The sequence below is a fragment of the Serratia surfactantfaciens genome (genome assembly GCF_001642805.2).
Lineage (GTDB): Bacteria > Pseudomonadota > Gammaproteobacteria > Enterobacterales > Enterobacteriaceae > Serratia > Serratia surfactantfaciens.
The window spans coordinates 3,196,568-3,220,768 of the sequence record NZ_CP016948.1 but is presented as its reverse complement, the minus strand read 5'-3'; the positions used below and the strand labels follow the sequence as shown (position 1 = coordinate 3,220,768).

At 60.2% G+C, this 24,201-nt stretch carries 23 protein-coding genes; 12 read left to right on the top strand and 11 right to left on the bottom strand.

What is annotated here, in order from left to right; all coding sequences use genetic code 11:
- Positions 1 to 1,377: an exodeoxyribonuclease VII large subunit gene (gene xseA, locus ATE40_RS15160; protein ID WP_038872505.1), complete on the bottom strand. Its 1,377-nt coding sequence runs from the start codon at positions 1,375 to 1,377 to the stop codon at positions 1 to 3.
- A 170-nt stretch (positions 1,378 to 1,547) separates the two neighbouring features.
- Here xseA and guaB point away from each other — a divergent pair, with 170 nt between their 5' ends.
- Together guaB and guaA are read left to right on the top strand one after the other, a co-directional pair.
- The gene (guaB, locus tag ATE40_RS15155; protein WP_026036091.1) at positions 1,548 to 3,011 is read left to right on the top strand and encodes an IMP dehydrogenase; all 1,464 of its coding nucleotides are present in this window, start codon (positions 1,548 to 1,550) and stop codon (positions 3,009 to 3,011) included.
- A gap of 101 nt (positions 3,012 to 3,112) precedes the next feature.
- Positions 3,113 to 4,690, top strand: a complete 1,578-nt coding sequence (gene guaA, locus ATE40_RS15150; protein WP_019452367.1) for a glutamine-hydrolyzing GMP synthase — start codon at positions 3,113 to 3,115, stop codon at positions 4,688 to 4,690.
- A gap of 269 nt (positions 4,691 to 4,959) precedes the next feature.
- On the opposite strand, the gene ATE40_RS15145 is transcribed toward guaA, so the two are convergent.
- Complete coding sequence (locus tag ATE40_RS15145) at positions 4,960 to 5,322, bottom strand: winged helix-turn-helix transcriptional regulator (RefSeq protein WP_063919889.1); 363 nt, start codon at positions 5,320 to 5,322, stop codon at positions 4,960 to 4,962.
- A 123-nt stretch (positions 5,323 to 5,445) separates the two neighbouring features.
- Between ATE40_RS15145 and ATE40_RS15140 the strand changes: the two genes are divergently transcribed.
- Positions 5,446 to 6,279: an enoyl-CoA hydratase/isomerase family protein gene (locus ATE40_RS15140; RefSeq protein WP_025159559.1), complete on the top strand. Its 834-nt coding sequence runs from the start codon at positions 5,446 to 5,448 to the stop codon at positions 6,277 to 6,279.
- A 14-nt stretch (positions 6,280 to 6,293) separates the two neighbouring features.
- Here ATE40_RS15140 and ATE40_RS15135 read toward each other — a convergent pair whose 3' ends face one another.
- Both ATE40_RS15135 and ATE40_RS15130 read right to left on the bottom strand, forming a co-directional pair.
- A complete protein-coding gene (locus ATE40_RS15135) occupies positions 6,294 to 8,075 on the bottom strand; it encodes a hybrid sensor histidine kinase/response regulator (RefSeq protein WP_063919888.1) in 1,782 nt (593 codons plus the stop codon).
- Positions 8,072 to 8,704 (bottom strand): response regulator transcription factor, encoded by a 633-nt coding sequence (locus ATE40_RS15130; protein WP_063919887.1) that lies wholly within the window; start codon positions 8,702 to 8,704, stop codon positions 8,072 to 8,074. The genes ATE40_RS15135 and ATE40_RS15130 overlap by 4 nt, the downstream gene beginning before the upstream one ends.
- A gap of 175 nt (positions 8,705 to 8,879) precedes the next feature.
- On the opposite strand from ATE40_RS15130, the gene ATE40_RS15125 reads away from it, so the two are divergent.
- Together ATE40_RS15125 and ATE40_RS15120 are read left to right on the top strand one after the other, a co-directional pair.
- The gene (locus ATE40_RS15125; protein WP_004941478.1) at positions 8,880 to 9,194 is read left to right on the top strand and encodes a lipoprotein; all 315 of its coding nucleotides are present in this window, start codon (positions 8,880 to 8,882) and stop codon (positions 9,192 to 9,194) included.
- 195 nt (positions 9,195 to 9,389) lie between these two features.
- Entirely contained in the window at positions 9,390 to 12,437 is a 3,048-nt protein-coding gene (locus ATE40_RS15120; RefSeq protein WP_063919886.1) for an autotransporter family protein, read from the top strand.
- A 146-nt stretch (positions 12,438 to 12,583) separates the two neighbouring features.
- Here the strand turns inward: ATE40_RS15120 and rluF are convergent, their stop codons facing one another.
- Both rluF and ATE40_RS15110 read right to left on the bottom strand, forming a co-directional pair.
- Positions 12,584 to 13,453 (bottom strand): 23S rRNA pseudouridine(2604) synthase RluF, encoded by an 870-nt coding sequence (rluF, locus tag ATE40_RS15115; RefSeq protein ID WP_063919885.1) that lies wholly within the window; start codon positions 13,451 to 13,453, stop codon positions 12,584 to 12,586.
- A gap of 105 nt (positions 13,454 to 13,558) precedes the next feature.
- On the bottom strand, positions 13,559 to 13,999 hold the full coding sequence (locus ATE40_RS15110; RefSeq protein ID WP_025159561.1) for a winged helix-turn-helix transcriptional regulator: 441 nt from the start codon (positions 13,997 to 13,999) through the stop codon (positions 13,559 to 13,561).
- 94 nt (positions 14,000 to 14,093) lie between these two features.
- Between ATE40_RS15110 and ATE40_RS15105 the strand changes: the two genes are divergently transcribed.
- A complete protein-coding gene (locus tag ATE40_RS15105; RefSeq protein WP_063919884.1) occupies positions 14,094 to 15,323 on the top strand; it encodes an MFS transporter in 1,230 nt (409 codons plus the stop codon).
- On the opposite strand, the gene ATE40_RS15100 is transcribed toward ATE40_RS15105, so the two are convergent.
- Both ATE40_RS15100 and ATE40_RS15095 read right to left on the bottom strand, forming a co-directional pair.
- Complete coding sequence (locus ATE40_RS15100) at positions 15,300 to 15,980, bottom strand: class I SAM-dependent methyltransferase (protein WP_063919883.1); 681 nt, start codon at positions 15,978 to 15,980, stop codon at positions 15,300 to 15,302. The genes ATE40_RS15105 and ATE40_RS15100 overlap by 24 nt on opposite strands.
- Positions 15,981 to 16,081: 101 nt before the next feature.
- Positions 16,082 to 16,507 carry a GNAT family N-acetyltransferase gene (locus ATE40_RS15095; protein ID WP_019452377.1) on the bottom strand — a complete coding sequence of 142 codons (426 nt, stop codon included), beginning with the start codon at positions 16,505 to 16,507 and terminating at the stop codon, positions 16,082 to 16,084.
- A 178-nt stretch (positions 16,508 to 16,685) separates the two neighbouring features.
- Between ATE40_RS15095 and ATE40_RS15090 the strand changes: the two genes are divergently transcribed.
- Both ATE40_RS15090 and ATE40_RS15085 read left to right on the top strand, forming a co-directional pair.
- The gene (locus tag ATE40_RS15090) at positions 16,686 to 18,002 is read left to right on the top strand and encodes an aconitase X (RefSeq protein ID WP_063919882.1); all 1,317 of its coding nucleotides are present in this window, start codon (positions 16,686 to 16,688) and stop codon (positions 18,000 to 18,002) included.
- Positions 17,999 to 18,397 (top strand): aconitase X swivel domain-containing protein, encoded by a 399-nt coding sequence (locus ATE40_RS15085; RefSeq protein WP_063919881.1) that lies wholly within the window; start codon positions 17,999 to 18,001, stop codon positions 18,395 to 18,397. The genes ATE40_RS15090 and ATE40_RS15085 overlap by 4 nt, the downstream gene beginning before the upstream one ends.
- A 51-nt stretch (positions 18,398 to 18,448) precedes the next feature.
- On the opposite strand, the gene ATE40_RS24760 is transcribed toward ATE40_RS15085, so the two are convergent.
- On the bottom strand, positions 18,449 to 18,892 hold the full coding sequence (locus ATE40_RS24760) for a hypothetical protein (protein WP_154747528.1): 444 nt from the start codon (positions 18,890 to 18,892) through the stop codon (positions 18,449 to 18,451).
- A gap of 83 nt (positions 18,893 to 18,975) precedes the next feature.
- Between ATE40_RS24760 and ATE40_RS15075 the strand changes: the two genes are divergently transcribed.
- The 4 genes from ATE40_RS15075 to ATE40_RS15060 all read left to right on the top strand — a co-directional run bounded on the left by ATE40_RS15075 (position 18,976) and on the right by ATE40_RS15060 (position 23,022).
- Positions 18,976 to 20,673 carry a hypothetical protein gene (locus tag ATE40_RS15075; RefSeq protein ID WP_156785433.1) on the top strand — a complete coding sequence of 566 codons (1,698 nt, stop codon included), beginning with the start codon at positions 18,976 to 18,978 and terminating at the stop codon, positions 20,671 to 20,673.
- A gap of 1 nt (position 20,674) precedes the next feature.
- Complete coding sequence (gene eno, locus ATE40_RS15070) at positions 20,675 to 21,928, top strand: phosphopyruvate hydratase (protein ID WP_063919878.1); 1,254 nt, start codon at positions 20,675 to 20,677, stop codon at positions 21,926 to 21,928.
- A 66-nt stretch (positions 21,929 to 21,994) separates the two neighbouring features.
- Positions 21,995 to 22,705: an AzlC family ABC transporter permease gene (locus ATE40_RS15065; protein WP_019452383.1), complete on the top strand. Its 711-nt coding sequence runs from the start codon at positions 21,995 to 21,997 to the stop codon at positions 22,703 to 22,705.
- On the top strand, positions 22,702 to 23,022 hold the full coding sequence (locus ATE40_RS15060; RefSeq protein ID WP_019452384.1) for an AzlD domain-containing protein: 321 nt from the start codon (positions 22,702 to 22,704) through the stop codon (positions 23,020 to 23,022). Before ATE40_RS15065 ends, ATE40_RS15060 begins: the two co-directional genes overlap by 4 nt.
- Before the next feature lie 6 nt (positions 23,023 to 23,028).
- Here ATE40_RS15060 and ATE40_RS15055 read toward each other — a convergent pair whose 3' ends face one another.
- Together ATE40_RS15055 and ATE40_RS15050 are read right to left on the bottom strand one after the other, a co-directional pair.
- Positions 23,029 to 23,868, bottom strand: a complete 840-nt coding sequence (locus ATE40_RS15055; protein WP_063919877.1) for an AraC family transcriptional regulator — start codon at positions 23,866 to 23,868, stop codon at positions 23,029 to 23,031.
- A gap of 132 nt (positions 23,869 to 24,000) precedes the next feature.
- Positions 24,001 to 24,192, bottom strand: a complete 192-nt coding sequence (locus ATE40_RS15050; protein ID WP_019452386.1) for a hypothetical protein — start codon at positions 24,190 to 24,192, stop codon at positions 24,001 to 24,003.
- Between the last annotated feature and the right edge of the window lie 9 nt (positions 24,193 to 24,201).

The following is a 24,201-nucleotide window of genomic DNA, read 5'->3' as shown; positions in this document are numbered from 1 at the left end:
CTATTCGGCCGCGCGTTTCTTGCGCGGCTTTTTGGCGACGGTAATGGTTTTCACCTCGCTTTCCACCCAGCCATCCTGCAGACGGGTTTTCAGCAGTTCGCCGACCTGCGCCTGTTTGGTGGTTTTCAGCAGCTCGCCGCGCGGGGTTTGCGTCACGCTGTAGCCGCGCGCCAGCGTCGCCAGCGGGCTGACGGTCTCCAGCTGGCTGCAGGCCACGCCGAAGCGCTGGCGGTAGGCGTTGAGCTGCCGCTCCATCGCCTGCTGCAGACGGTATTCCTGCTGCTGCACGCGCTGTTGGTAGCGGTGAATGCGGCCCTGCGGCTGCACCTGCGCCAACCGCTGCTGGGCGCGCTCGCTGCGGCGGGCGGCCAGGCGCAGCTGTTGCTGCATGCCGTCTTCCATCCGGCGCTGCAGCTTGAACAGCAGCGTCTGCTGGCGCGCCAGGCGCAGATGCGGATGCTGCTGCTGTAAACGGTGGTGAATGCGGGTGAACTGCTGCTGGCGCTGCGCCAGGTAGTAATCCATCGCCATCTCCAGCCGCTGCTGCTGCGACTGCAGCTGGCGCAACAGCTCGAGCTGATTGCGGCTGACCAGTTCGGCGGCGGCGGATGGGGTCGGCGCGCGCAGGTCGGCAACGAAGTCGGCGATGGTGACGTCGGTTTCATGGCCGACGGCGCTGACGATCGGAATACGGCTGGCGAAGATCGCCCGCGCCACGCGTTCGTCGTTGAAGCTCCACAGATCCTCCAGCGAACCGCCGCCGCGGCCGACGATCAGCACGTCGCATTCGTCGCGGCGGTTGGCGGTCTCGATGGCGCGCACGATCTGCATCGGCGCTTCCGCGCCCTGCACCGAGGTGGGATAGATGACGATCGGCAGCGACGGATCGCGCCGCTGCAATACCTGCAGAATATCGTGCAGCGCCGCGCCGCTGGCTGAGGTGATCACCCCGACGCGTTTGGCCGGGGCGGGCAGCGGCTGCTTGAACTGCTGATCGAACAGCCCTTCGGCGCTCAGGCGCTGTTTCAGCTGCTCGAACTGTTGCTGCAGCAGGCCGTCGCCGGCGGGCTGCATGCTCTCGGCGATCAGCTGATAGTCGCCGCGCGGTTCATACAGCGTGATGCTGGCGCGCACCAATACCTGTTGGCCGTTTTGCGGCCGGAAGGTGACGCGGCGGTTGCTGTTGCGGAACATCGCGCAGCGCACCTGGGCGCGGTCGTCTTTCAGCGTGAAATACCAGTGGCCGGAGGCGGGCTGGGAGAGGTTGGAGATCTCGGCGGAGAGCCAAATCTGCCCCATTTCCATTTCCAGCAGTTGGCGAACCGTCTGATTGAGGCGGCTTACGGTAAAAATGGAAGGCGAAACAGGTAGCGTCATGTGACCCAGATCAAATTTCAAAACAATCACTTAATTGGTCGATACTACATGGCTGAAAAAGGTAATCAAGACTTTTTGTAAGAAAGTGCTGGAGGCAACCGATTCCGCTCTGTATAATGCCGCGGCAATATTTTATCTTTTTCACAGCCCACCCTGGTGAGATATTGCCCATGCTACGTATCGCTAAAGAAGCTCTGACGTTTGACGACGTCCTCCTGGTTCCAGCCCACTCCACGGTTCTGCCTAACACTGCAGAGCTCGGCACCCAACTGACCAAAACCATCCGCCTGAACATCCCTATGCTGTCCGCAGCCATGGATACCGTTACCGAATCCGGCCTGGCCATCGCGCTGGCGCAGGAAGGCGGCCTGGGCTTCATCCACAAAAACATGTCCATCGAGCGTCAGGCTGAAGAAGTCAGCCGCGTGAAGAAACATGAAAGCGGCGTAGTCACCGACCCGCAGACCGTTACCCCGACCACCACGCTGCAGGAAGTGAAAGAGCTGACCGCGCGCAACGGCTTCGCCGGTTACCCGGTCGTTACCGAAGACAACGAGCTGGTCGGCATCATCACCGGCCGCGACGTGCGTTTCGTGACCGATCTGACCCAGCCGGTCACCGCAGTCATGACGCCGAAAGATCGCTTGGTCACCGTGAAAGAAGGTGAAGCACGCGACGTGGTGCTGCAGAAGATGCACGAAAAGCGCGTAGAGAAAGCGCTGGTGGTGGACGACAGCTTCCACCTGCTGGGCATGATCACCGTTAAAGACTTCCAGAAAGCGGAACGTAAGCCGAACGCCTGTAAAGACGAGCACGGCCGTCTGCGCGTAGGCGCGGCGGTTGGCGCCGGCGCCGGCAACGAAGAGCGCGTTGACGCGCTGGTGGCAGCGGGCGTTGACGTTCTGCTGATCGACTCCTCGCACGGCCACTCCGAAGGCGTGTTGCAGCGCATTCGCGAAACCCGCGCCAAATACCCGGATCTGCAGATCGTCGGCGGCAACGTCGCGACCGCAGCGGGCGCCAAAGCGCTGGCTGAAGCCGGTGTGAGCGCGGTGAAAGTCGGTATCGGCCCTGGCTCTATCTGTACTACCCGTATCGTGACCGGCGTGGGCGTGCCGCAGATCACCGCCATCGCCGACGCGGTGGAAGCGCTGGAAGGCACCGGCATCCCGGTTATCGCCGACGGCGGCATCCGCTTCTCCGGCGACATCGCCAAAGCGATCGCCGCGGGCGCATCCTGCGTGATGGTCGGCTCCATGCTGGCGGGTACCGAAGAGTCCCCGGGCGAAATCGAGCTGTATCAGGGCCGCTCGTTCAAATCTTACCGCGGCATGGGCTCGCTGGGCGCGATGTCCAAAGGCTCTTCCGACCGTTACTTCCAGACCGATAACGCCGCCGACAAACTGGTGCCGGAAGGTATCGAAGGCCGCGTGGCCTATAAAGGCATGCTGAAAGCCATCGTGCACCAGCAGATGGGCGGCCTGCGCTCCTGCATGGGCCTGACCGGCTGCGCCACCATCGACGATCTGCGCACCAAGGCGGAGTTCGTGCGCATCAGCGGCGCCGGCATTCAGGAAAGCCACGTGCATGACGTGACCATCACCAAAGAGTCACCGAACTACCGCATGGGCTAATGCCTTAACCTCTCCTGAGTGAGAGGCCGGGGTGGGGCGCCAAGCCCCATCCCGAAACACACATTTTCGCTCTTTTTCTCTTGTTGCTGGAATTCGCCTCAATGACACAAAATATCCATAAGCATCGCATCCTCATACTGGACTTCGGTTCGCAATACACCCAACTGGTCGCCCGCCGTGTGCGCGAAATCGGCGTTTACTGCGAACTGTGGGCCTGGGACGTTAGCGAAGAGCAGATCCGCGAATTCAACCCAAGCGGCATCATCCTGTCCGGCGGCCCGGAAAGCACCACCGAAGCCGGCAGCCCGCGCGCCCCGGACTACGTGTTCAACGCCGGCGTGCCGGTGCTGGGCGTGTGCTACGGCATGCAGACCATGGCGATGCAGCTGGGTGGCCATGTGCAGGGCTCCAACGAACGCGAGTTCGGCTACGCGCAGGTGGAAATCGTCAAAGAGAGCGCGCTGCTGCGCGACATCGAAGACGCCATCAGCCCGGCCGGCAAACCGCTGCTGGACGTGTGGATGAGCCACGGCGACAAAGTGACAGCGATCCCGTCCGACTTCGTGACCATCGCCAGCACCGACACCTGCCCGTTCGCCATTATGGCCAACGAAGAAAAACGCTTCTACGGCGTGCAGTTCCACCCGGAAGTGACCCACACTCGTCAGGGCCAGCGCATGCTGGAGCGTTTCGTACTGGACATCTGCCAGTGTGAAGCCCTGTGGACCCCGGCCACCATCATCGAAGATGCGGTCGAGCGCATCCGCGAGCAGGTGGGTGAAGACCACGTGATCCTCGGCCTGTCCGGCGGCGTTGACTCCTCCGTGACCGCGATGCTGCTGCACCGCGCCATCGGCAAACGCCTGACCTGCGTGTTCGTCGACAACGGCTTGCTGCGCCTGAACGAAGCCAAGCAGGTAATGGAAATGTTCGGTGACCACTTCGGCCTGAACATCGTGCACGTCGAGGCGGAAAACCGCTTCCTGACCGCGCTGGCGGGCGTGGACGAGCCGGAAGCCAAGCGTAAAATCATCGGCCGCGTGTTCGTTGAAGTGTTCGACGAAGAAGCCTGCAAGCAAGAGCAGGTGAAATGGCTGGCACAGGGCACCATCTACCCGGACGTGATCGAATCCGCCGCTTCCGCCACCGGCAAAGCGCACGTGATCAAATCGCACCACAACGTGGGCGGCCTGCCGAAAGAGATGAAGCTGGGCCTGGTCGAGCCGCTGAAAGAGCTGTTCAAAGACGAAGTGCGCAAGATCGGCCTGGAGCTGGGCCTGCCGTACGACATGCTGTTCCGTCACCCGTTCCCGGGCCCGGGTCTGGGTGTGCGCGTGCTGGGCGAAGTGAAGAAAGAGTACTGCGATCTGCTGCGCCGCGCAGACGCCATCTTCATCGAAGAGCTGCACAAAGCCGACCTGTACAACAAAGTCAGCCAGGCGTTCACCGTGTTCCTGCCGGTGCGTTCGGTCGGCGTGATGGGCGACGGCCGCAAATACGACTGGGTCGTTTCCCTGCGTGCGGTAGAAACCATCGACTTCATGACCGCGCATTGGGCGCACCTGCCGTATGACTTCCTCGGCCGCGTCTCCAACCGCATCATCAACGAAGTAAACGGCATCTCCCGCGTGGTGTACGACATCAGCGGCAAGCCGCCGGCGACGATTGAGTGGGAATGATTAATCCCTTCACAGCCTGTTCGTAACTAGGCCGACGTGACTGAAACCCTCTGTTTTTACAGAGGGTTTTTCTTTATATGACCAAATATTTTCTGCTTGATGCCAACCATAAGTAAAGCCGAACATCGTTTGTGGTCTAAATATGGCCTATGTTCAGACCTTGGTATGATTGATAGCGCCAGGGGGCATGAAGAAAGTAGGGACCATCGGTTACGTTAAAAAGAACGGGCCATGCTCGATCTCTCTGAACCTATCTATGGGGGACCGCATCACTCGTCCTGCTCATCATACTTGCGCTGGCACTCCTGAATCGCCTCGATATTCCCCAACGTCCAGTCGAACAGTATCGAGAACGGCCCCTGCAGGGATTTGCCAAGCGGCGTCAGCGAATACTCAACGCCAAGCACCCGCCCATCCAACACTTTGCGATGCACCATACCGTTGCGTTCCAGCTTGCGCAGCGTCTGGGTCAGCACGCGTTGCGTGACGCCGTCCAAACGGCGCTTGATGGCGTTGAAGCGCTGCGGCTCGCGCAGCACTTCCAGCACCATCATGGACCATTTATCGGCAATCTGATCGAGCACTATGCGGCTTGGGCAGTCAGCGCGGTAAACAAGGTCGTTCTTTTCCATCGGTATCCTCCTGCATCCCTGGGATGCTTAAGGTGCGTAATTGACGCCAGGTATGCAAAGTATACCATTCGACACATGGCGCGAAAAACCCGCACTTATCCCCCCAGGTAAAAGGACATTGAGATGACAGATACAGATTTCAGCAAACTCAGGCTGTCTCATGCGCACGGCGTGATGACCATCGCTATCGATAACCCGCCGGTAAACGTGCTTGATGTGGCGCTGATGTCGGAAATCAGCCGTTTATTGCTGGCGGTGCGTGACGATCCGGATACGCGCGTGTTGGTGTTCCAGAGCGCGAACCCAGCGTTTTTCATCGCTCACGTCGACATGACCTTGATCGATGAGCCGCACGCTTTCGACGAACTGGCGAGCAACGCGCCGGAGGGGCTAAATCCGTTCCAGGCGTTTGGCGAACTGCTTCGCAGCCAGCCGCAGGTCACTCTCGTTAAGTTGAGCGGGCTGGCGCGCGGCGGCGGGGCCGAGTTTGTTGCGGCGGCCGATATGGCTTTCGCCGCACAAGAGCTGGCGGGGCTGGCCCAGTGCGAAGCCTTGATGGGCATTACGCCCGGCGGTGGCGCGACGCAGTATCTGACGAGCCGAATGACTCGCGGCCGCGCTCTGGAAGTGATCCTGGGCGCCGACCTTATCGATGCCGCTACCGCAGAGCGGTATGGCTGGATTAACCGCGCCTTGCCTGCCGCCGAGCTGGATGATTTCGTCGATCGGCTAGCGCGCAATATCGCGGCACTGCCTGAGGGCGTGATTGCAGCGGCCAAACAGGCGATGCCCGCACCGGATTTGCAGGCTGGTTTTTATCGCGAGCACGACGCCTGGGCGGGATTGTTTGCCCGCCCGGCTGCGGAACAGTTGATTCGCGGCGGGCTGAAGGCCGGGGCGCAAACCCCGGAGGGGGAGCGCAACCTTGAAAGCCTGCTGCGCCATCTTGCCCGCTAAGGTACCGCATCGCGCTAGCCGGCCCCCCACTGCGTCAGCAGCGCATGCAGCCTGGCCGGCTCCAGCGGCTTACGCAGCACCAGATAGCCTTCCTGCTCGGCCTCTTGCAATATCTGCGAGTTGAACTCGCCGCTGACCATCGCACCGCTTACGTCCGGCAGGCGTTCGAACAGCGCCTGCAGGATGTCGAAGCCGCTCTCGCCGGAGCGCAGGCGCTGGTCGCACAGCACGGCGAACGGCGTGAAGCCGCCGTCGACGATGGCGAAGGCTTCCTCAGCGGAGGCCGCGCAGCGCACGGTGATGCCCCAGGTGCTCATCAGACTCTCCCAGGCGGAGGTCACCAAGGGATCGTCGTCCACCACCAGGCAGGCGCCTCGCAGCGGCGCATAGCGGGTAGGCGTGGCGGTGTTGTCGTAGGCGGCGGCGGTTTCCGGCGCTTTATCTTCGCCGCTGTATTGCGTGAAGCGCATCCAGAAGCGCGAGCCTTTGCCTTCGACGGAGTGCATGCCGTACTTCACCTTCATCAGCTTGGCGCAGCGCGCCACCACCGCCAGCCCCAGCCCGTGGCCGGCGCTGTCTATCTTCCACGCCAGCTCGGGGCGGTAGTAAGGGGAGAAGATTTTGCTTTTCTCTTCGTCGGCAATGCCCACGCCGGTGTCCCACACTTCCACCAGGCACTCGGCGCCGCGCGGGCGGATGGCGATCAGCACGCCGCCCCGTTGCGTGTAGCGCAGGGCGTTTTGGATCAGGTTGATCAGCGATTGCCGCACCAGCAGCGGGTCGCCCATCACGCTGATGCGCCGTTTGGGCCGCCAGGTGCGCAGCGCCAGGGTGCGGCTGTTGGCCTCTTCGCGGAACAGGGTGATCACCGAGTCGAGCAGGGCGCCGATATCCACATGGGTGGCGGCGGTGCGCACGTTGCCGGATTCGATCTTGCTGAGATCGAGCAGCGAATTGAACATCAAATGCACCGAACGCACGCTCTGCTGCAGATCCAGCAGCTGTGGCGTCAGGCTGTCGTCGCGGTTTTTGTGGATGATGGCTTCGATCAGAAAACCCATGGCGTGCACCGGCTGGCGCAGGTCGTGGCTGGCGGTGGTCAGGAACTGGTTCTTATCCAGCAGCGCCTGTTCCGCCTCTTCTTTGGCCTGGCGGAACTGCTCCGCCAGGCGCGAGCTTTGTTCTTCGAGCAGCGCCTGCTGAATAAAGAACGCATGCGAGGTTAACGCGTGGCGGTAAATGGCGAAGCCGTATAGCAAGTTCAGCATCAGCACGATGAACATCACGTCTTCCAGCCGCCAGATGATGCCGATGTTCAGCAGCCCCCAGGAAGCGAAGAAAAAGCGGGTAAAGGTGCTGATGACCGGCGTCAGGTGCGTGGCGTTGGCGGCGACGATCGCGGCGATGCTGATATTGAGCAGCAGAAAAAAGTCAAAGTTATGGGTCTGTGGGGTAATTAAATAGAGTGAGGAGATCCCCAGCCCGTGAATAAAGGCCACCTTATTAATGCGCGGCAGCCAGCGGCGCAGCACGGTGTCTTCATCATTTTCTTTAGCCTCGCGCTGATAGCGGCGGTACCCTATTCGGATCGCCACGGCGCATAGCAGGTAAACGATGATCCAGGTAATGGTTGGGCCGAGCTCATCGCCCAGCAAATAAATCCAGATGGCGAAAGGGATGCCGACGAAAGGCACGGCGGTAAAGCTGAACACCAACCGCATGAAGGTGTTATCCAGCAGGCGGATCTGCGCGCGCGACGAAATGCCATCATTTTGTAAATTCTGGAAAAACCTCATGACGACGGCTCCCGCTTGCCGTGCAACAGCGTGATGGCTTCCACCCGGCTGTTGACGCCGATCTTTTTCAAGATATTGCTGATATGCTCTTTGACGGTCGGCTCGGAAATAGACAGCTGCGCTGCGATCCTTTTATTTGGCAGGCCGCGCAGCATCATATTTAACACGTCAATTTGCCGTGGTGTTAAATTGAATTTATTTAAATGATCGTGGTTTTTTTTAGCGATGGTTTCATTCTCTTCGGGGAACCACTCCTGATTGTCATTTAGCGCAAAAACTGCCTTGGCGAATAATTCAGGTGGCTCGTTTTTTAATATAAATCCGTGCCCGCCGGCATTATGCACTTTCTGCCAGATATCGTTATTCTCGTCGCCGCTCACCACCAGTATTCGCACCTGGGGATAAAGCTGTTTGACTTCCTTAAGTAATTTCAACGCCGTAGCGGAAGAGAGCCAGAAATCGATCACCAGTAAACGCGGTGGGCCATTTTCCCTAATATGACGGTAGCAATTTTCCTCATTGGTCACCACATGCGCCTGTTTGAATCGGCAATGCGTGCTGAGAAAATTAGCGATGCCGCTTGCTACCAATGGATGGTCATCAACGACCAACGCATAATCCTGCCCCAAAGGATTCTCCTTTCGCCTTCAAATATCAGATAGGTCTGATGAATTATTATCAACCCTCCCTACTTTAGGAGGGTTTTTTCGTTTAGGAAAGGGAAATATATTATTCGAGGATTTGGATAAGAGAAAACATAAAGCCAATCAATAAATTCAACTGATTGGTTATAAAGGATAATTTATGAAAAAACCACTTATCGCTTTAACCGTTACGATGATGCTAGCCGGTTGTTCCACCCTGAAAACCGATCAGGCCATTCCGCTGCTGCAGGCGGAAACCGCCAAAATGTTGGGCCTCGGCTCATCGGACGAAATTACCGTGACCAACGTCAATGGCGCGCAGCCGGATGCGCTGGGCGGGCAAAAACTTTCATATCGCGCCACCACGGAAAAGGGCCGAATTTTCGATTGCTCGTCGTTGATGATGCCGGGAATTTTAGGTTCCTCGCCATCGCTGAGCGCGCCGACCTGTACGCCGGTCGTCACGCATAAATAATTCGCTTTGGGGGCGGTATTACCGCTTCTTGGTTTTCCATCGTCGGAGCGCCAGCGCCGGGGGGCAATAAGCTTTTGCTTCGACGATCAATAAACCGGCGTGCGCGGAATAACGCCTCATACCTCCTCTAGCGCATTGAGTTTCTCGATAACAATAAATTCCGCGACATCACGCTAATGAGTACGGAGATAGCCCGTGAATGACAAGACATCGCACCCTTTAGCGGTTAAAACGCCGCTTTCCAAACTTTACCTCGCTCTATTTTCCGCGCCGTTGTTGATGCTGGCGCCCGCCGATCTCGCTCGTGCAGACGATGCCATTTTTGACGGCGACTCACGCATTACCGAATCATTGGCCTACACCGGGGACGTTTACGTCGGCCGTAATCAAAGCGGCAACCTGCTGATCGATAATGGCAAGATCAGCGCCTATAACATCAATATCGGCCGGATGTTCAACGGCCAAATTCATGACAGCCTGGTCACGGTCCGCGGGCCGAACGCCGAGCTGAACGCGGTGAACGATCAGTTCGTACTGCGCGGCGGCCTGAATCTGGGGCGGGGCACCTTGCGGGTTGAAGACGGCGCGCTGGCCAGCGCAAAAGAGATCGTGGTCGGTACCACGCGTGGCTATGACAGCCACCTGATCGCCACCGGCGCGGGTTCCCGCGTCACCAGCAATTTTCTCAGCGTCGGCACCGACTTAGGGGCGCGATCCACGCTGGCGATTGAAGACGGCGCGGTGCTGAACACCGCCTTTGACGCGCGCATCGGTAATGGCAGCGGGCCGAACGAGACCGATACGCTGAGCCCGAAAGCCACGGTCACGGGGGCCAATTCCCAGTGGAACGTTGGCCGCGCGCTCACGCTTTACGGCGATCTGGATGTGCTGAACGGCGGCGTGGTCAACGTCGGTAATATTCAGGTGGCGGGCGTCTCCGGCGCGCGTAAAACCGCCGAGCTGGTGGTCGCCGGCAGCGGCTCGCGCTTTACCAGCGGCAGCAGCGTCAACGTCGGCGATTACGGCAACGGCGTGTTGGCGGTCATGGACGGCGGGACATTCTCCGCCGGCGCCAACGAAGTGGTGCTGGGCAAGACCGGCTCCGGCTCGAACCGCGGCGCGCTGATTATCGGCAGCCGCGGCAACATGGATACCGGCACCGGATTGACCGAGCCGACGCTCGGCGCGGCGGGCGCTGCTGGAGCCATCGATGCCCAGACGGCGATCGCCCTGCGGGGCGGATTGTTCCGCAGCTATGTGTACTTTAACCATACCGACGGCAATTACGTTTTCAGCAACAAGATGAGCGGCGAAGGCGAGGTGATCAACACCGCCGGGCACACCACGCTGAACGGCGATCTCACTGAGTTGCAGGCCAACGTCACCGCGCGCGGCGGCAAGCTCATCATCGCCAGCGACATCAATACCCAGAAAGAAGACGATATCTTCGAGATCCAAACTCTCGGTGCCGAGAACGGCGGCACACTGATCCTCAACGCGACGGCGGGCTCCGACGTCAATAACGGGCAGGGCTACAGCAGCGCCGCCTCGATCAAGGCCGGCGGCACGCTGGGCGGCAACGGCACGTTGGGCCAGACCGAGATCCAGTCCGGCGGCCATATCTCGCCCGGCGACGGCAATATCGGCACGCTGACGCTGAAACGCTACCTGAACTTTATCGGCGAATCCTTCTACGACGTCGATATCGCCGGCGACGGCCGCAGTGACCAGCTGCTGGTGGCGGGCAAAACCACCATCAGCGATCGGGCCAAGGTGCAGGTTACGGCGCTGGATCCGCAAACCAGCTATAAAACCGGCCAAAGCTACCGCATTCTGACCTCGGACGGCGGCATTGATGGCCAGTTCGCGGCGGCGGTCTCCAAGTCTGCTTTCCTCGATGTGGCGTTGAACCACAGTGCCAACGCCGTCGATCTGACCATCGCGCAGAAAGATACGGGCGGTGAAAATCCAGGCGGCGAGAATCCGGGTGGGGAAAACCCAGGCGGTGAGAATCCAGGGGGCGAGAATCCGGGCGGGGAAAACCCAGGCGGTGAAAATCCGGGGGGCGAGAATCCGGGGGGTGAAAACCCAGGCGGTGAGAATCCGGGCAGCGGCAAACCGGGCATTTTCCAAACGGTGGCCGAGAGCGGCAACCAATGGAATACCGCCGGTGCGCTCTCAACGCTGACGCAGAGCGGCCCTTCGCTGGCGCTGTATAACTCGCTGCTGCTGCTGAGCGCGCCGGAAGCGCGCGAGGCGTTCAATCAGCTGTCCGGCGAAGTCTATCCGTCGATGCAGTCTAACCTGATCGCCGGCAGCACCCAGCTGTTCAACGTGCTGAACCAGCGCATGCTGCGCCTGTTCGACAACGACAGCCTGCCGGTGCCGCCGTTGGCGATGTCGCTGGTGCAACCGGCGCCGGCGCAAAACAGCGGCGTCTGGGGGCAGACCTTCAGCTCCTGGGGCAGAAACAGCGGCAACGGCAACGTGGGCAAGCTGGACGGTAATACCACCGGCTTCCTGTTGGGGGCGGATCGCAAGCTGACCGATCATAACGTACGCATCGGCGGCTACTTCGGCTACAGCCGCGGCGATTATGACGTCGACAGCCGCCGTTCCAAGGCCGATACCGAGAACTACCACCTCGGCCTGTATGCGGCAGGGCAGCAGGATGCGTTCTCGCTGCGCGGCGCGCTGGGTTACACCTGGCACAAGATTGAAGGTAAGCGCAACGTCGATTTCAGCGGCTTCTCGGATCGGCTGAAGTCGGATTACGACGCCAACTCATTGCTGGCGTTCACCGAAGCGGGTTACCGTTTCGGCCAGCCTGAGATGAACATCGAACCGTTCATCAATCTGAGCTACATCCGCCTGCATACCGACAGCTTCCAGGAGTCGGGCGGCGCGGCGGCGCTGAGCGTGCGCAATGAAACGATGAACACCTTCTACTCCACGCTCGGGGTGCGCGGCGTGACCGAACTGCCGAAGAACGTCAGCCTTTACGGCTCGCTCGGCTGGCAGCATGCCTACGGCGATAAGAACACCTCATCGCGCATGGCGTTTGCCGGCAGCGACGCGTTCGTCACGCAGGGCCAGGCCGTGGATGACAACGTGATGGTGGGCGATATCGGCGTGAGCGTGAAGCTGTCGCGCGCCGCGACGCTGGATGTCGGCTATCAGGGGCAATTTGGCGCAGATACCCGCGTCAATTCGGTCAACGCCAATTTGCGCTGGTCGTTCTGATTTTTCCTCTAGACTTCTCTGGTACTTACAGGCCCGCTTGATGCGGGCCTTTTTTATGGTGAGAGCTCAGTGGCGGCTTGCGACGGACTTTTATGATGCAAAAGCCCGCGCCATGGTGGGTGGGCTTGGCGAGAGCGAGCGGGGGATTAACGCCCTTTTTTCTTGCGCCCTGGTTGGGTAAAGCGTTTGCGGCCGGCCGGCACAGCGGCTTTGTCGGCGCCTTTTGGCCCACCGGCGCTCGGCTTTTTCGCCGGGGCGGATTTGGCCGGGGCTTTCTTCGCCGGCTTGGCCTCGGACGAAGAGCCCTCGATCAGCTTGAACAGCTCAATCAGCTCGTCATCGGTCAGATCGCGCCACTCGCCCAGCGGCAACCCTTTCAGGCTGACGTTCATGATGCGCGTGCGTTCCAGCTTGGTGACCTCGTAGCCGAAGTGTTCGCACATGCGGCGGATCTGGCGGTTCAGCCCTTGCACCAGCGTGATGCGGAACACGAAAGGCGCCTCTTTCTTCACCTTGCACTTTTTGGTCACCGTGCCCAGCATCGGCACGCCGGCGCCCATGCCGCGAATAAACTCGTCGGTCACCGGCTTGTTGACCGTCACCAGATACTCTTTCTCGTGATTGTTGCCGGCGCGCAGGATCTTGTTGACCAGGTCACCGTGGTTGGTCAGAAAGATCAGCCCCTGCGAATCCTTGTCCAAACGGCCGATCGGGAAGATACGTTTGCTGTGGTTGACGAAGTCGGCGATGTTGTCGCGTTCGCCGTCTTCGGTGGTGGTGACGATACCGACCGGTTTGTTCAGCGCAATCAGCACCAGATCTTCTTCATTACGCGGTTCGATCAGCTGGCCGTTAACCTTCACGACATCGCCGGCAAATACCTGAGCGCCAACGGTGGCGCGTTTACCGTTGATGAAAACGTTGCCCTGTTCGATGTATCGATCGGCGTCGCGGCGTGAGCAGATGCCGCTCTCGCTAATGTATTTGTTCAGACGAATGGATGAGTTAGTCAGCATGGGATCTCCGTAAAACGCGGACTATACATTACCCGCAGGGGATTGCGGAAGCTGTTCGAGAATAGATGCAATAGCGCAAGGTAACGCAGGCCTTATTAAGACCCTTCATACCTTCACCACCCGGGTATTGAGCGGGGTCAGCGTCTGCCCGGCGCTGCCGATCGGCGTCAGGCGCGGTACGGGGCGGCCGCTGTCGCTTTCCACCAGCGTCGAATGCGGTTCTCCCTCGGCGAACAGATGATCCTCCCCCCACTGGCGCAGGCCGACGATCACCGGAAACAGCGCGCGGCCTTTCTCGGTCAGCACATATTCCTGATAGGCGCTACCGTCCGCGGCGGGCACGATCTCCAGCACGCCGTGCGTCACCAGGGCGCGCAGCCGGGTGGCAAGGATATTCTTCGCCATCCCCAGCCCTTTTTGAAACTCGCTGAAACGGGTGACGCCGTCGAAGGCGTCGCGCACGATCAGCAGCGACCACCAGTCGCCAATCACATCCAGCGTGCGCGCCACCGGGCAGGGCGCGTCTTCCAGGCTTTTACGTTTCACGGCGGTTATCTCCAGCTGCACATTCTGGTTGCATTATAAAACCTCCACGCCTAAAGTTCATTGGGTTTAATAATGAAACCAGTCTGAGGTGTGCATGAGCGACAAACTGCTGGATCCTCCTTGTGCGGCGCTGGGGCGCCTGCCGGCCTCCCTGGTGCTGCTGTTGGCCGCCGCCAGCGCCTTTAGCGTGGCCAACGTTTACTATGCGCAGCCGCTGCTGGACGCCATCGCCCGTGATTTTTCCATCAGTCTGGCGGCGGTCGGTATGGTGATCACCGTGACCCAACTGGGCTGTGCGCTGGCGCTACTGTTGGTGGTGCCGTTGGGGGATCGGCTGAACCGGCATCGGCTGCTGGCGGGGCAACAGCTGGGGCTGATCGGCGCGCTGCTGCTGGTGGGGTGGGCGCACGGCGCGCCTTGGCTGCTGGCGGGCATGTTGCTGGTGGGGTTACTGGGCACCGCCATGACGCAGGGACTGATCGCTTTCGCCGCCGCACTGGCTGCGCCGCAGGAGCGCGGACGGGTGGTCGGTGCAGCGCAGGGTGGCGTGGTGTTGGGGCTGCTGCTGGCGCGCACCCTGTCCGGCGCGCTGGCGGACGTCGGCGGCTGGCGCACGGTGTACTTCTTTTCCGCTGGGGTGACGCTGGTGCTGCTGCCGATCCTGTCGCGATTGCTGCCTGCGCCGCGCACCTCTCCCAGCACGCTGAGTTATCCCGCCTTGCTGTGTTCAATGCTGACCCTGTTGCGGCATGATCGCACGCTGCAAATTCGCGGCATGCTGGCGCTGCTGATGTTCGGCGCCTTCAGCCTCTTTTGGAGTTCGCTGGTGTTGCCGCTGAGCCAGGCGCCGTTCAACTTCACGCATGCGGCGGTGGGGGCGTTCGGCCTGGTCGGCGCGGTGGGGGCGCTGGCGGCGGTGCGCGCCGGGCATCTGGCGGATCGCGGGCTGGGGCAGGCGGCCAGCGGCGTGTGTCTGCTGCTGTTGACGCTGGCCTGGCTGCCGCTCGGTTTGCTCGGCAGCGGCCTGGCTTGGCTGGTGGCGGGCATTGTGTTGTTGGATCTGGCGGGGCAGGCGATCCACGTACTGAACCAGAGCATGATCTTCAGCGCCCACCCTCAGTCGCACAGCCGCCTGGTGGGCTGCTACATGTTGTTTTACGCCGTCGGCAGCGGGCTGGGCGCCTTTGCCGGCACCCATATGTACGCCTGGGCGGGCTGGCGCGGCGTCTGCTGGCTGGGTGCTGGCGTCAGCCTGAGCGCGTTGCTGTTTTGGTGGCTGACGCTGCGCCGGATGCCGGGCTCAGCTGCGGCGGTGGAGCAGTGAAAGCTGGAACCCCAGCGCACCGCACAACGCCTGAGGCGCGGTGAAGCCGCTTTCCGCCAGGAGGAGACGGCTACGCGCCGCCGTCATCGGGTGCCAGTTACGGCGGATGCGTTCGATCGTTTCCTGCGCCTGCGCCGCCGAATGCCCGGTGCTTTGCAGCCAGTGTTGGTAGTGGCTGGCGGGCAGGCCCTCCGGTTGATAGTCGAACAGCAGCAGCGGTGCGGCGGGGGAGAGACGCTGTGCCAACTGCCGCAGGAAATCCAGTTTTGCGCCATCGTCGGCGATAAAGTGCAGCACCAATGAGCACACCGCCGCGTCGTGGCGAGTTTGCGGCGCTTGTTGCAGCAGGGTTGGCTGGAAGCTCACCCGCTGTGTGTAACCTGCGGCTTCGGCCTTGGCGCGTGCGGCCGCCAGCATGCCGGCGGAGGGTTCCACGGCGCTGAAACGCCAGCTTACGTTGGCGGCGGCCAGCGCCTCCAGTTCGCTGCCGGTGCCGCAACCGGCCAACAACAATGTGGCGTCATTCGGCAGCGTCTGCACGAGCGTCGCCGTCAGCAGCGCCTGGGCAAACTGATAGCCGGGCACCAGGGTCAGAATACGGCGATCGTAGTCTGCCGCCGCAGCATCGGGGAAGCGAGTATCCGTTTGATGTTGCATAACCTTCCTTGCAAAGTTCATCGAGAGAAGCAAAGAAGGGTATGCCTAAATGGTAATGAAATCCATTATCGTTAATGGATTCTGTGACAGGACATGCGGCGCTAACGAACCGGCGAATGCATCAGGTAATAATCTTCTTCGCCGTCGTTGCCGGTAGAGATGACGCGCCAGCCGTGCTTGCGGTAGAACGCCAGCGCCTTTTCATTTTTCACCAGGCATTTCAGCGAGCCGGTGGCGGTGAAGGTAGCTTGTGCCGCCTGCAGCAACGCACTGCCGACGCCGCGCGGCGGCTGATGGGGATCGACATACAGGTTATGAATGAAGTTGTCTTCGCGGTAGACGGAGACGAATCCCAGCAGCGTGCCGCCGTCTTCCGCCACCCAAATCGCTTCGCCCAGCGTCGCGCTGTCGAAATCTTCCAACTGGTAGTTTGAGGTATCGCGCCAACCGAACGCCGCCTTGCGCGATGCCAGGTATAGCGTGCGCAAGAAGGGGCGATCGGCCTCTTGGTAAGGTCTTATCTGCATGGCATCTCCCGGTGGTTTGTGCTTCCAACTATAGCGCATCGCCGTGGCGCAAGTTGGCCGCTTATTGTTATTAATCTTCTGATTATTGATATTTCCATTCTGTTTGTGGTGTTAATTTTTCGTCACGCTCAATATTGCAGGGGCCGCTCTGGGGCTCCTTCCAAGGAATCAGTGACTTATGCAACTCACCGAAACGGATCGGGCATATCTTGCCGGCGCGGCCGGGCCAGGCGCGCAAAAGTGCATGCAGGTGCTCGTCAATTTCTCGAACGCTTTTGGCGCGCCGAAGCTGGTCAATATCGCCAGCGCACACGTTATTCCCAATATACCCTTGGGGCTGCTGGAAACGCTGACGGAGGGGGTGGAGACACTGCCGGTCATGACCACCTTGCATCCCCACATGTCGGCGCTTTGCCCCAGCGCCTGGCCAGCGATGGGTATCGATACGCAGTATGCGCAGACGAAACTGCCCGATGTGAAACGCCGGGCGGCCCTGTTCGCGGAGAAGGGCTTTAACCAAACCTACACCTGCTACCCGGCGATGGTGGGCAGCCTGCCGAAAAAAGGCGACTACGTCTCCTGGATCGGTTCCGGTGGCCAGGTATTGGTGAATTCGACGATCGGTGCGCGCTGCAATCGAGACGGGGCGCTGCTTACGCTGGCGGCGGCCATTACGGGGCGTTCGCCTTATTATGGTTTGTTCCTGGAGAGCAACCGGCTGGCGGAGGTATCGGTCACGTTTGACGGCCTCGATGCGAATCGGCTCTCAAAAACCGAGCTCAGCGCGATCGGCTATTACCTGGGGGCGCAGGCCAAATCGCACAATATCGTGATCGACGGCATCGATCGTGAACTTGGCATGGACTTTCTCAAGCAGATCATGATCCCGCTGACGGTCACGGGGGCCGTGGGGGTCTGTCATGTTCTCGGGGTCACGCCGGAAGCCGGCACGCTGAAAGAAGCGCTAGGCGGGCGCCGCCCGGTGAAAAAGATCTCGGTCGATCGCGAGATCCTGCGGCGCTCGCTGGCGCTTTATGCGCCGCAGAGCGGGGCGGGGGGGCCCCTGTTGTCGCCACTGGCCGGCGTGACGGCGCAGCGGGAGGTGGCGGCGACCGATATGGTGGTGCTGGGGTGCCCGCACCTCAGCATTCAGGAGATCCGTTTACTCGCTAAGCTACTGGCCGGGCGGCAGATCCCGCGCCATAAACATTTGTGGATTGGCTTGGCGCATCAGCAATATCAGCTCGCCAGGGAAATGGGCTATGTGGCGGCCATTGAGCGTGCGGGCGGTGTCATGGTCAGCGCCTGCATGTCTACCATTCCCGACTCTCCTATACCCGCGCAGGTGAACGCCGTTATGACGTCGTCGATGAAAGCCGCTCATTACATCTCGCAGCTGAACCAGAAACGCCTCTCCGTAGGCGTTGCGGACATCGAATGCTGCATCCGGTCATTGCTTGACTCCACCCCTCTCACACCGCAGGTGACCGCATGAAATTACAGGCCAGACCGCTGAACCCTGGTTGGGTGGTTGCCGAGGTGTTTCTCGTCGAACAGGCGTTTTCGTTTATCGGCGACTTTGATCCTCAGACCGGGGCGCTGCTGATCCCGCATCATCCGCGCTATGGCGAGTCGCTGGCGGGCAAGGCGCTGGTGTGCCCGGGCGGCAAAGGGGGAACCATGGCGCCGTTTTTAATTTACGAGGCGTTTCAGCAGGGCAACGCCCCGGCGGCAATTATTTGCAATCACGCAGATCCGATTCTGTTTGAGTCGGCGATGGCGATAGACATCCCCATTTTTGACCGCTTCGACGAGGACGTCTTGGCGCTGTTCAAGCACGGTCAACGGGTGGCGATCGACGGTGAAGATATCGCCATCGAGGCGGGTTAGCCAACGGATCAATAAAGCGCCGGTTGGAGAATGGCTGGCGCTGTTATATTTTCAATCGCGGTCAGCCTGCATTTTCAGCCAGAAACTTTCCTGGCAGCGGTTATAAAACTGCTTTTTCTGCGGCGAGATGGCGTATCCGCCATCATGCACCACGTCATAACTTATCCAGCATTCCCGGCAAATATCATCCGACTGGAAGGTATCGGATTCCATTTTATATAAAACCTGCACGCCATTATTAAAGGTGTAAAGGATCTCGCGTTCTTCGATCATGTTTTCCCCCTCGGGGAAACGCTCGAGGGTTTCCGTGGTCTTGACCGTTTTCACCGGTGACGGCAGCGCATGGATAGCGCAAAGGTAGGTGTAGAGTCGATGCATGGTAGTCTGTCCAAAACGCGCGGCGGGCGGAAATACGCCGCCCCAGAGTAAAGCAAATGCCCGCCGATGAAAAGGTGAAAGCGCGGCAGGCGGTCTTAGCTTGGCGGACTTTGGCAATTAACTGGCGTATTTCTTATATTTCGTCATTTAGACGGCTTGCTACTATTTTCATCCCGAAAACCTCAGGGTGAACAATGATAATGATGAACAATGAGTTGGCCGAAGCTATTTTCGATCCGCGTGGAGAGAACCATTTTTACGAATTACAGTTGGCGCCGCGCCCCAGTCTGCAGGCATTACGGGATGGCAAAGTCCTGTTTTTTGACAATACCAAGCTGGACTTCTGTCATTACCGCGAAATATTCACCCGTCTTGAAACGATCTTGAATGAACTCGGCATTCATCACATCGAACATGTTCGTCAGTCCGTGCGTGGCACGATGACGGCACAGATCCGCGTGTTGGCTGACCAGTTGGCGCAAACAGGGGTGCAGGCCGCCGTTGTGGCGTTAGCGGACATGGGCACTTCGGTGATGACCACCATCCTCGCCATCGAGTTGGAGAAAAGGGGCGTCGCCACGTTATTGATCGCCTCGCCCCCCGGCGACAATCTGGCCGAGCACGTGGCCCATTATCGAGCGGGGCAGCTGTGCATTTGCCGTCTCGACATCTATCAGGCAAGCTCCGTCAGCGATATTCGCCGGCAGGTTGACGCCCGGCGCGCTTACGTTCTGGAGGCGCTCACCGGCGCCGGCGATAGGCCTGCCGCCGCGGCGCTTCATCCGAAAATGGATCTTGACCGAGGCCATTCCGGGGCGGACATGATGCCTTACCACGGCCTGGACGCGCTGATGGCGGAGTATGAACGCCAGTCTATCGGTGACGGTTTGCCGGTGATCCCGCCGACGCCGGCGCGTTTTGCCGCCATGCTGGCCTACTGCCCCGAACCGCTGGATACCGTGCTGATCCCGGAAGCGGGCCCCTCGGGCAAAGACATTCGGGTGCGCGATGTGGTCATCAACAGCATCCTGGCCGGCTGCAAACCCGCATTCTTACCTATCGTGACGGCGACGCTGCGCGCGATGGCCGATCCCGCATTCAACTTCCAGCAATCCATCACCACCTCGTACAACGGCGGCAATCTGGTGTTGGTCAGCGGGCCGATCGCCGCTGAACTGGGGATCAGTTCCGGCCAGGGCTGTATGGGGCCGGGGTTCCGGGCCAACGCCACCATTGGCCGTGCGGTTAACCTGACCATCCTCAACGTGTGCCGCGCCTACCCGGGCAAGGCGGATCTGGGCTGCCTCGGCTCGCCGGTCGAGTTTACTTACTGTTTTGCGGAAAGCCTGGTCAACAGCCCCTGGCCGACCTTGAACGAAGAACGATTCGGGCCTGAAGCCACCAGCGTGTATCTGATGAAGGCGGAACCGCCGACCGACGTGGTTGATTTTCTGAGCCAAACGGCGGGCAGCCTGCTCGACGTGATTGTCGACAGCGCCACCCACCTGGGGCGCATGAATGCGTACATTCCGGGACGGATTTTGATTGTCCTGACGCCCGATCACGCCCAGATGCTGCATAACGCGGGCTGGAGCAAGAGCGCGCTGCGGGAATATCTGCACGCACATATCCATAACCCGCTTGGCGCCGTGCAGGGCAAAGGTCTGGTGCCCGTGAGGCCGGCGCAGTTTGCCGGCCGCGATCCCATGCCGGCGACGCGCAGCGCCCAGGATATCGATCTGGTGGTCGCGGGGGGGCGGGGCGGGCATTCCGCCATTCTGGCGAGCTGGGGCCTCTATTGCGATGCGGTGCTCACGCCGTTGACGCTGCCCGGCGGGCAACTTGCGCGCACCCTTGAAGACTTCCGGGCCGCGCCAGCAAACTTAAGGAATCACTAGCATGCCGACCATTATGGACATACGCGCGCGTGAAGTGTTTGACTCACGCGCGGACATTACGCTGGAGGTCGAAGTGGTGCTGGACAGCGGCAAGCGTGGCCGCAGCATCATTCCAACGGGGTGTTCCAAGGGCAAGCATGAGGCGATCGAGGTGCGTGATAACGATCCGCGGCGCTTCAGCGGGCAGGGCGTTTTGCGGGCGATAGACATCGTGCACACCGTGATTAAGCCGCGGCTGCGCGGCATGTCGCCCTATGCGCAAGACGAGATAGACCGCATGCTGATAGCGTTGGACGGCACCGCCAACAAAAGCCGGCTGGGGGCCAATGCGATCCTCGGCGTGTCGCTGGCGGTGGCGAATGCGGCGGCAGTGCACAGCAATCAGTCGCTGTGCGATTACGTCAGCCGCGGGCAGGCGAAATCCATGCCGCAGCCCATTTTCTCGATGTTGTCCGGCGGCATGCATGGCGACGGCAACTGCGATTTTCAGGATTATCAGGTGATCGCGCTGAATGCGGCGCATCTTGAAGCGGCGCTGCAGGTGGGTAAAAACGTGCATATGGCGCTGAAAGCCCTGCTGATGGCGCGCGGGATCGGCACCGGCGTTTCCGGCACGGGGGGATTTCTGCCGCCGCTGAGCTCCAATGAGCAGGGGCTGGCGCTGTTGCTGGAAGCCATCGGCAAAGCGGGCTATGAGCCGGGCGTGGACGTCGGCTTGAGCATGGACATCGCGGCCGAGATGTTCTTTAAAGATGGCCGCTATCACCTGGCGGCGGAAGGGCGGACGCTGACGACCACGGCCTTTATTGATTACCTGGCGTCGCTCTGCGAGCGCTATCCGATCGTGCTGATGGAAGATCCGCTGGGGGAGGACGACTTCGAGGGCTGGATTGCGCTGACGCGGCGGCTGGGTGGCCAAATCGAGCTGGTGGGCGACGATCTGTTCACGACTAATCTGGCGCGTTTTGAACAGGGCATCGCCCTGAAGATGGCCAACTCCATTTTGGTGAAACCGAATCAGGTCGGCACGCTGAGCGAAACCATGAGCCTGGTGGCGTCAGCCAAGGCAGCCGGATACGGCGTCGTGTTCTCACGGCGATCCGGTGAAACCGAAGACACCAGCATTGCCGATTTGGCGGTGGCGCTGAACGCCACCAAGGTGAAGTTCGGTTCGCTGGCGCGCACCGAGGCGATGGGCAAATACAATCAGCTGCTGCGGTTGCAGGATGCGATCGCCGATGCGCAGGCCGTCTGAACCCGCCCGCGCTTTTTACCCCTTGCCCCGTTACCGTGGGCAAGGGGGATCCACGAGAAGCCTACCATGAAGCCGATGCCTTTCTTTGTTCAGGGCAGTAAAGACGCCATGCCTCTGTTGCTGGGTTTGCTGCCCTTCGCCGTCCTGACCGGCGTCAGCGCCATTCAGGCGGGAATGACGCCCTGGGTGGCTCAACTGTCGTCGTTGTTGTTAATGTCCGGGGCTTCGCAAATTGCCGCTGCCACGCTGATGACGGCCGGCGCCGCACCGTTGGTGGTGATCGTCACGCACATTGCGATCAATTTTCGCTATGCCATCTACAGCGCCGGGCTGTCTCAGCTCAGGCTCCAGTTCAGCCCGCTGACCAAGCTGGCGGCGGCGCAGGTATTGATCGACCAGACTTACGCGCTGACGTTTTTGCGCTGCCAGGCCCAGCCGCTGAGCGCGAAAGAAAAAACGCTGTATTACTTCGGCACGGCGCTGCCGATGTGGCTGGTGTGGCAAACGGGGACGGCGGCGGGGATCCTCGCCGGTCCGTTAATTCCCGCCGCCTGGCATCTGGAGTTCGCCATCACCCTGTGCTTTATCTCGCTCCTGGTGCCAATGTTGAAAAACGCCCCCATCGTGGTGGCGGCCGCGGTTGCCGGGCTGGTTTCCGCCTTTACCTGCGGATGGCCCTATAACCTGGGGTTCTTGTTTTCGATGGCCGCGGGCGTCTTGGCCGGCGGTTTGTATCACAAGGGCAGAGGGCCTCAACGCAGCGAGGAGCCGTCATGAGCGAGACGACGATTCTATGGGTGCTGGCCATCAGCACGCTGGGCACGTTTTTACTGCGTTATTCCTTTTTGTGGCTCAACGATCGTGTGCCGTTTCCCGAGCGGGTGGGCGAATGGTTGAAACTGATCCCGGCCACGGCCATCGTGTCTCTGATCGTGCCGGCCCTGATCGCTTCACCCTCGGCGCTGTCGGCCGAAGGCGCGCCGAAACTGTGCGCGGCGATCGTGGCGACGCTGGTGATGTGGAAAACGCGCAACGCCACCTTGATGCTGTTGCTCGGGATGGCGGCGTTTTGGCTGATTCGCGGGCTTGGCTGACAACGCTCAGCGCGTGTTGGGCTTGTGCAATTGGTCGCGGTATTTTTTCGGCGTCACGTCCCGGTGGTGTTTGAAAAAGGAGATGAAGGCGCTGGTGGTGGAGAACTCGAGATAGTGAGCGATCTCGGTGATCGGTTTATCGGTGGTCAGCAACTCCAGGGCCAGTTTCAAACGCACCTGCTGGCGCCACTGCTGATAACACATGCCGGTTCCCTGAACGAACAGACGATGGATGGTGCGCTCGGAAGCGCCGCAATGGGACGCCAGCTCATTCAATCGCGGCACCATTTCACCTTTCAAATGGTAACACTGCAGGTAATTGCGCACCCGGGCATCGTTCGGCAAGGCCGGCCAGGCGGGGGAATGGGCGGCGACGCGGATTTTGTCGATGAGCAGAGATTGCAGATGGAACTCGGTTCCCGCCATCCAGTCGGTGTGGAAAGGGGAACGGCACATGGTTTCGATAACCTCTTCCAGCAGCGGAGTGAGGGTAAAGACCTCGACGTTTTTCGACAGCGGAGCGAAGCGCTGTTGGTCGAGATAGACGGCGCGAAAATCGACGTTGTCGCGCAGGATCACATTGTGGGCAACGCCGCCGGGGATCCAAAGCAACTGATGCGGCAACACGGAGCAAATGCGCGCTTCCAGCATGACGATAGCGGCGCCCGATTTGACGTAGACCAGCTGGCCTTTGGCATGCGAATGCATTCTTGAACGTAACGAATGTTCTTTCTCATCTGAGAAAGTGGCGTAGATCGACACGATGGGCGTATCGATGGCGTCGGGGTCAAAATGTTCATTAAGCAGATCTGAATTGACGAAGATGGATTCAGTGATTTCTGGCATAGCATCATGACTCATAAAATGTGTGGCTATAGTAATGAGAATTGATGAGTTGTGTCTAGCCCGTGCTTGCGTCGCTTGCATCAGGTCACGTTTTCGCTCCGGTTTGATAAGGAGTGAGCGTGTTTTCCCGCCTCAATGACGGCATCGGTCAGTTTTTTTATTATCAGTAAACTTGATGTTTTCGGGCCGCAGGCCGACGGCGGGCCGCTTCTGCCACATTCTGCCCAGCGTCTGCTCCGCCAGGCGCTCGGCCAATTTAATCGCTTGTTTGTCCGCGCCGCCGCTGGCATGATCCCGCTCAGGGATTAACGCAGCGTTGATCACAACCTATTG

Bases quoted from the DNA above. Each gene is read 5' to 3' on its own strand.
- xseA (WP_038872505.1), bottom strand. From the start codon at position 1,377: ATGACGCTACCTGTTTCGCCTTCCATTTTTACCGTAAGCCGCCTCAAT.
- guaB (WP_026036091.1), top strand. From the start codon at position 1,548: ATGCTACGTATCGCTAAAGAAGCTCTGACGTTTGACGACGTCCTCCTG.
- guaA (WP_019452367.1), top strand. From the start codon at position 3,113: ATGACACAAAATATCCATAAGCATCGCATCCTCATACTGGACTTCGGT.
- ATE40_RS15145 (WP_063919889.1), bottom strand. From the start codon at position 5,322: ATGGAAAAGAACGACCTTGTTTACCGCGCTGACTGCCCAAGCCGCATA.
- ATE40_RS15140 (WP_025159559.1), top strand. From the start codon at position 5,446: ATGACAGATACAGATTTCAGCAAACTCAGGCTGTCTCATGCGCACGGC.
- ATE40_RS15135 (WP_063919888.1), bottom strand. From the start codon at position 8,075: ATGAGGTTTTTCCAGAATTTACAAAATGATGGCATTTCGTCGCGCGCG.
- ATE40_RS15125 (WP_004941478.1), top strand. From the start codon at position 8,880: ATGAAAAAACCACTTATCGCTTTAACCGTTACGATGATGCTAGCCGGT.
- rluF (WP_063919885.1), bottom strand. From the start codon at position 13,453: ATGCTGACTAACTCATCCATTCGTCTGAACAAATACATTAGCGAGAGC.
- ATE40_RS15105 (WP_063919884.1), top strand. From the start codon at position 14,094: ATGAGCGACAAACTGCTGGATCCTCCTTGTGCGGCGCTGGGGCGCCTG.
- ATE40_RS15100 (WP_063919883.1), bottom strand. From the start codon at position 15,980: ATGCAACATCAAACGGATACTCGCTTCCCCGATGCTGCGGCGGCAGAC.
- ATE40_RS15095 (WP_019452377.1), bottom strand. From the start codon at position 16,507: ATGCAGATAAGACCTTACCAAGAGGCCGATCGCCCCTTCTTGCGCACG.
- ATE40_RS15090 (WP_063919882.1), top strand. From the start codon at position 16,686: ATGCAACTCACCGAAACGGATCGGGCATATCTTGCCGGCGCGGCCGGG.
- ATE40_RS15085 (WP_063919881.1), top strand. From the start codon at position 17,999: ATGAAATTACAGGCCAGACCGCTGAACCCTGGTTGGGTGGTTGCCGAG.
- ATE40_RS15075 (WP_156785433.1), top strand. From the start codon at position 18,976: ATGATGAACAATGAGTTGGCCGAAGCTATTTTCGATCCGCGTGGAGAG.
- eno (WP_063919878.1), top strand. From the start codon at position 20,675: ATGCCGACCATTATGGACATACGCGCGCGTGAAGTGTTTGACTCACGC.
- ATE40_RS15065 (WP_019452383.1), top strand. From the start codon at position 21,995: ATGAAGCCGATGCCTTTCTTTGTTCAGGGCAGTAAAGACGCCATGCCT.
- ATE40_RS15060 (WP_019452384.1), top strand. From the start codon at position 22,702: ATGAGCGAGACGACGATTCTATGGGTGCTGGCCATCAGCACGCTGGGC.
- ATE40_RS15055 (WP_063919877.1), bottom strand. From the start codon at position 23,868: ATGCCAGAAATCACTGAATCCATCTTCGTCAATTCAGATCTGCTTAAT.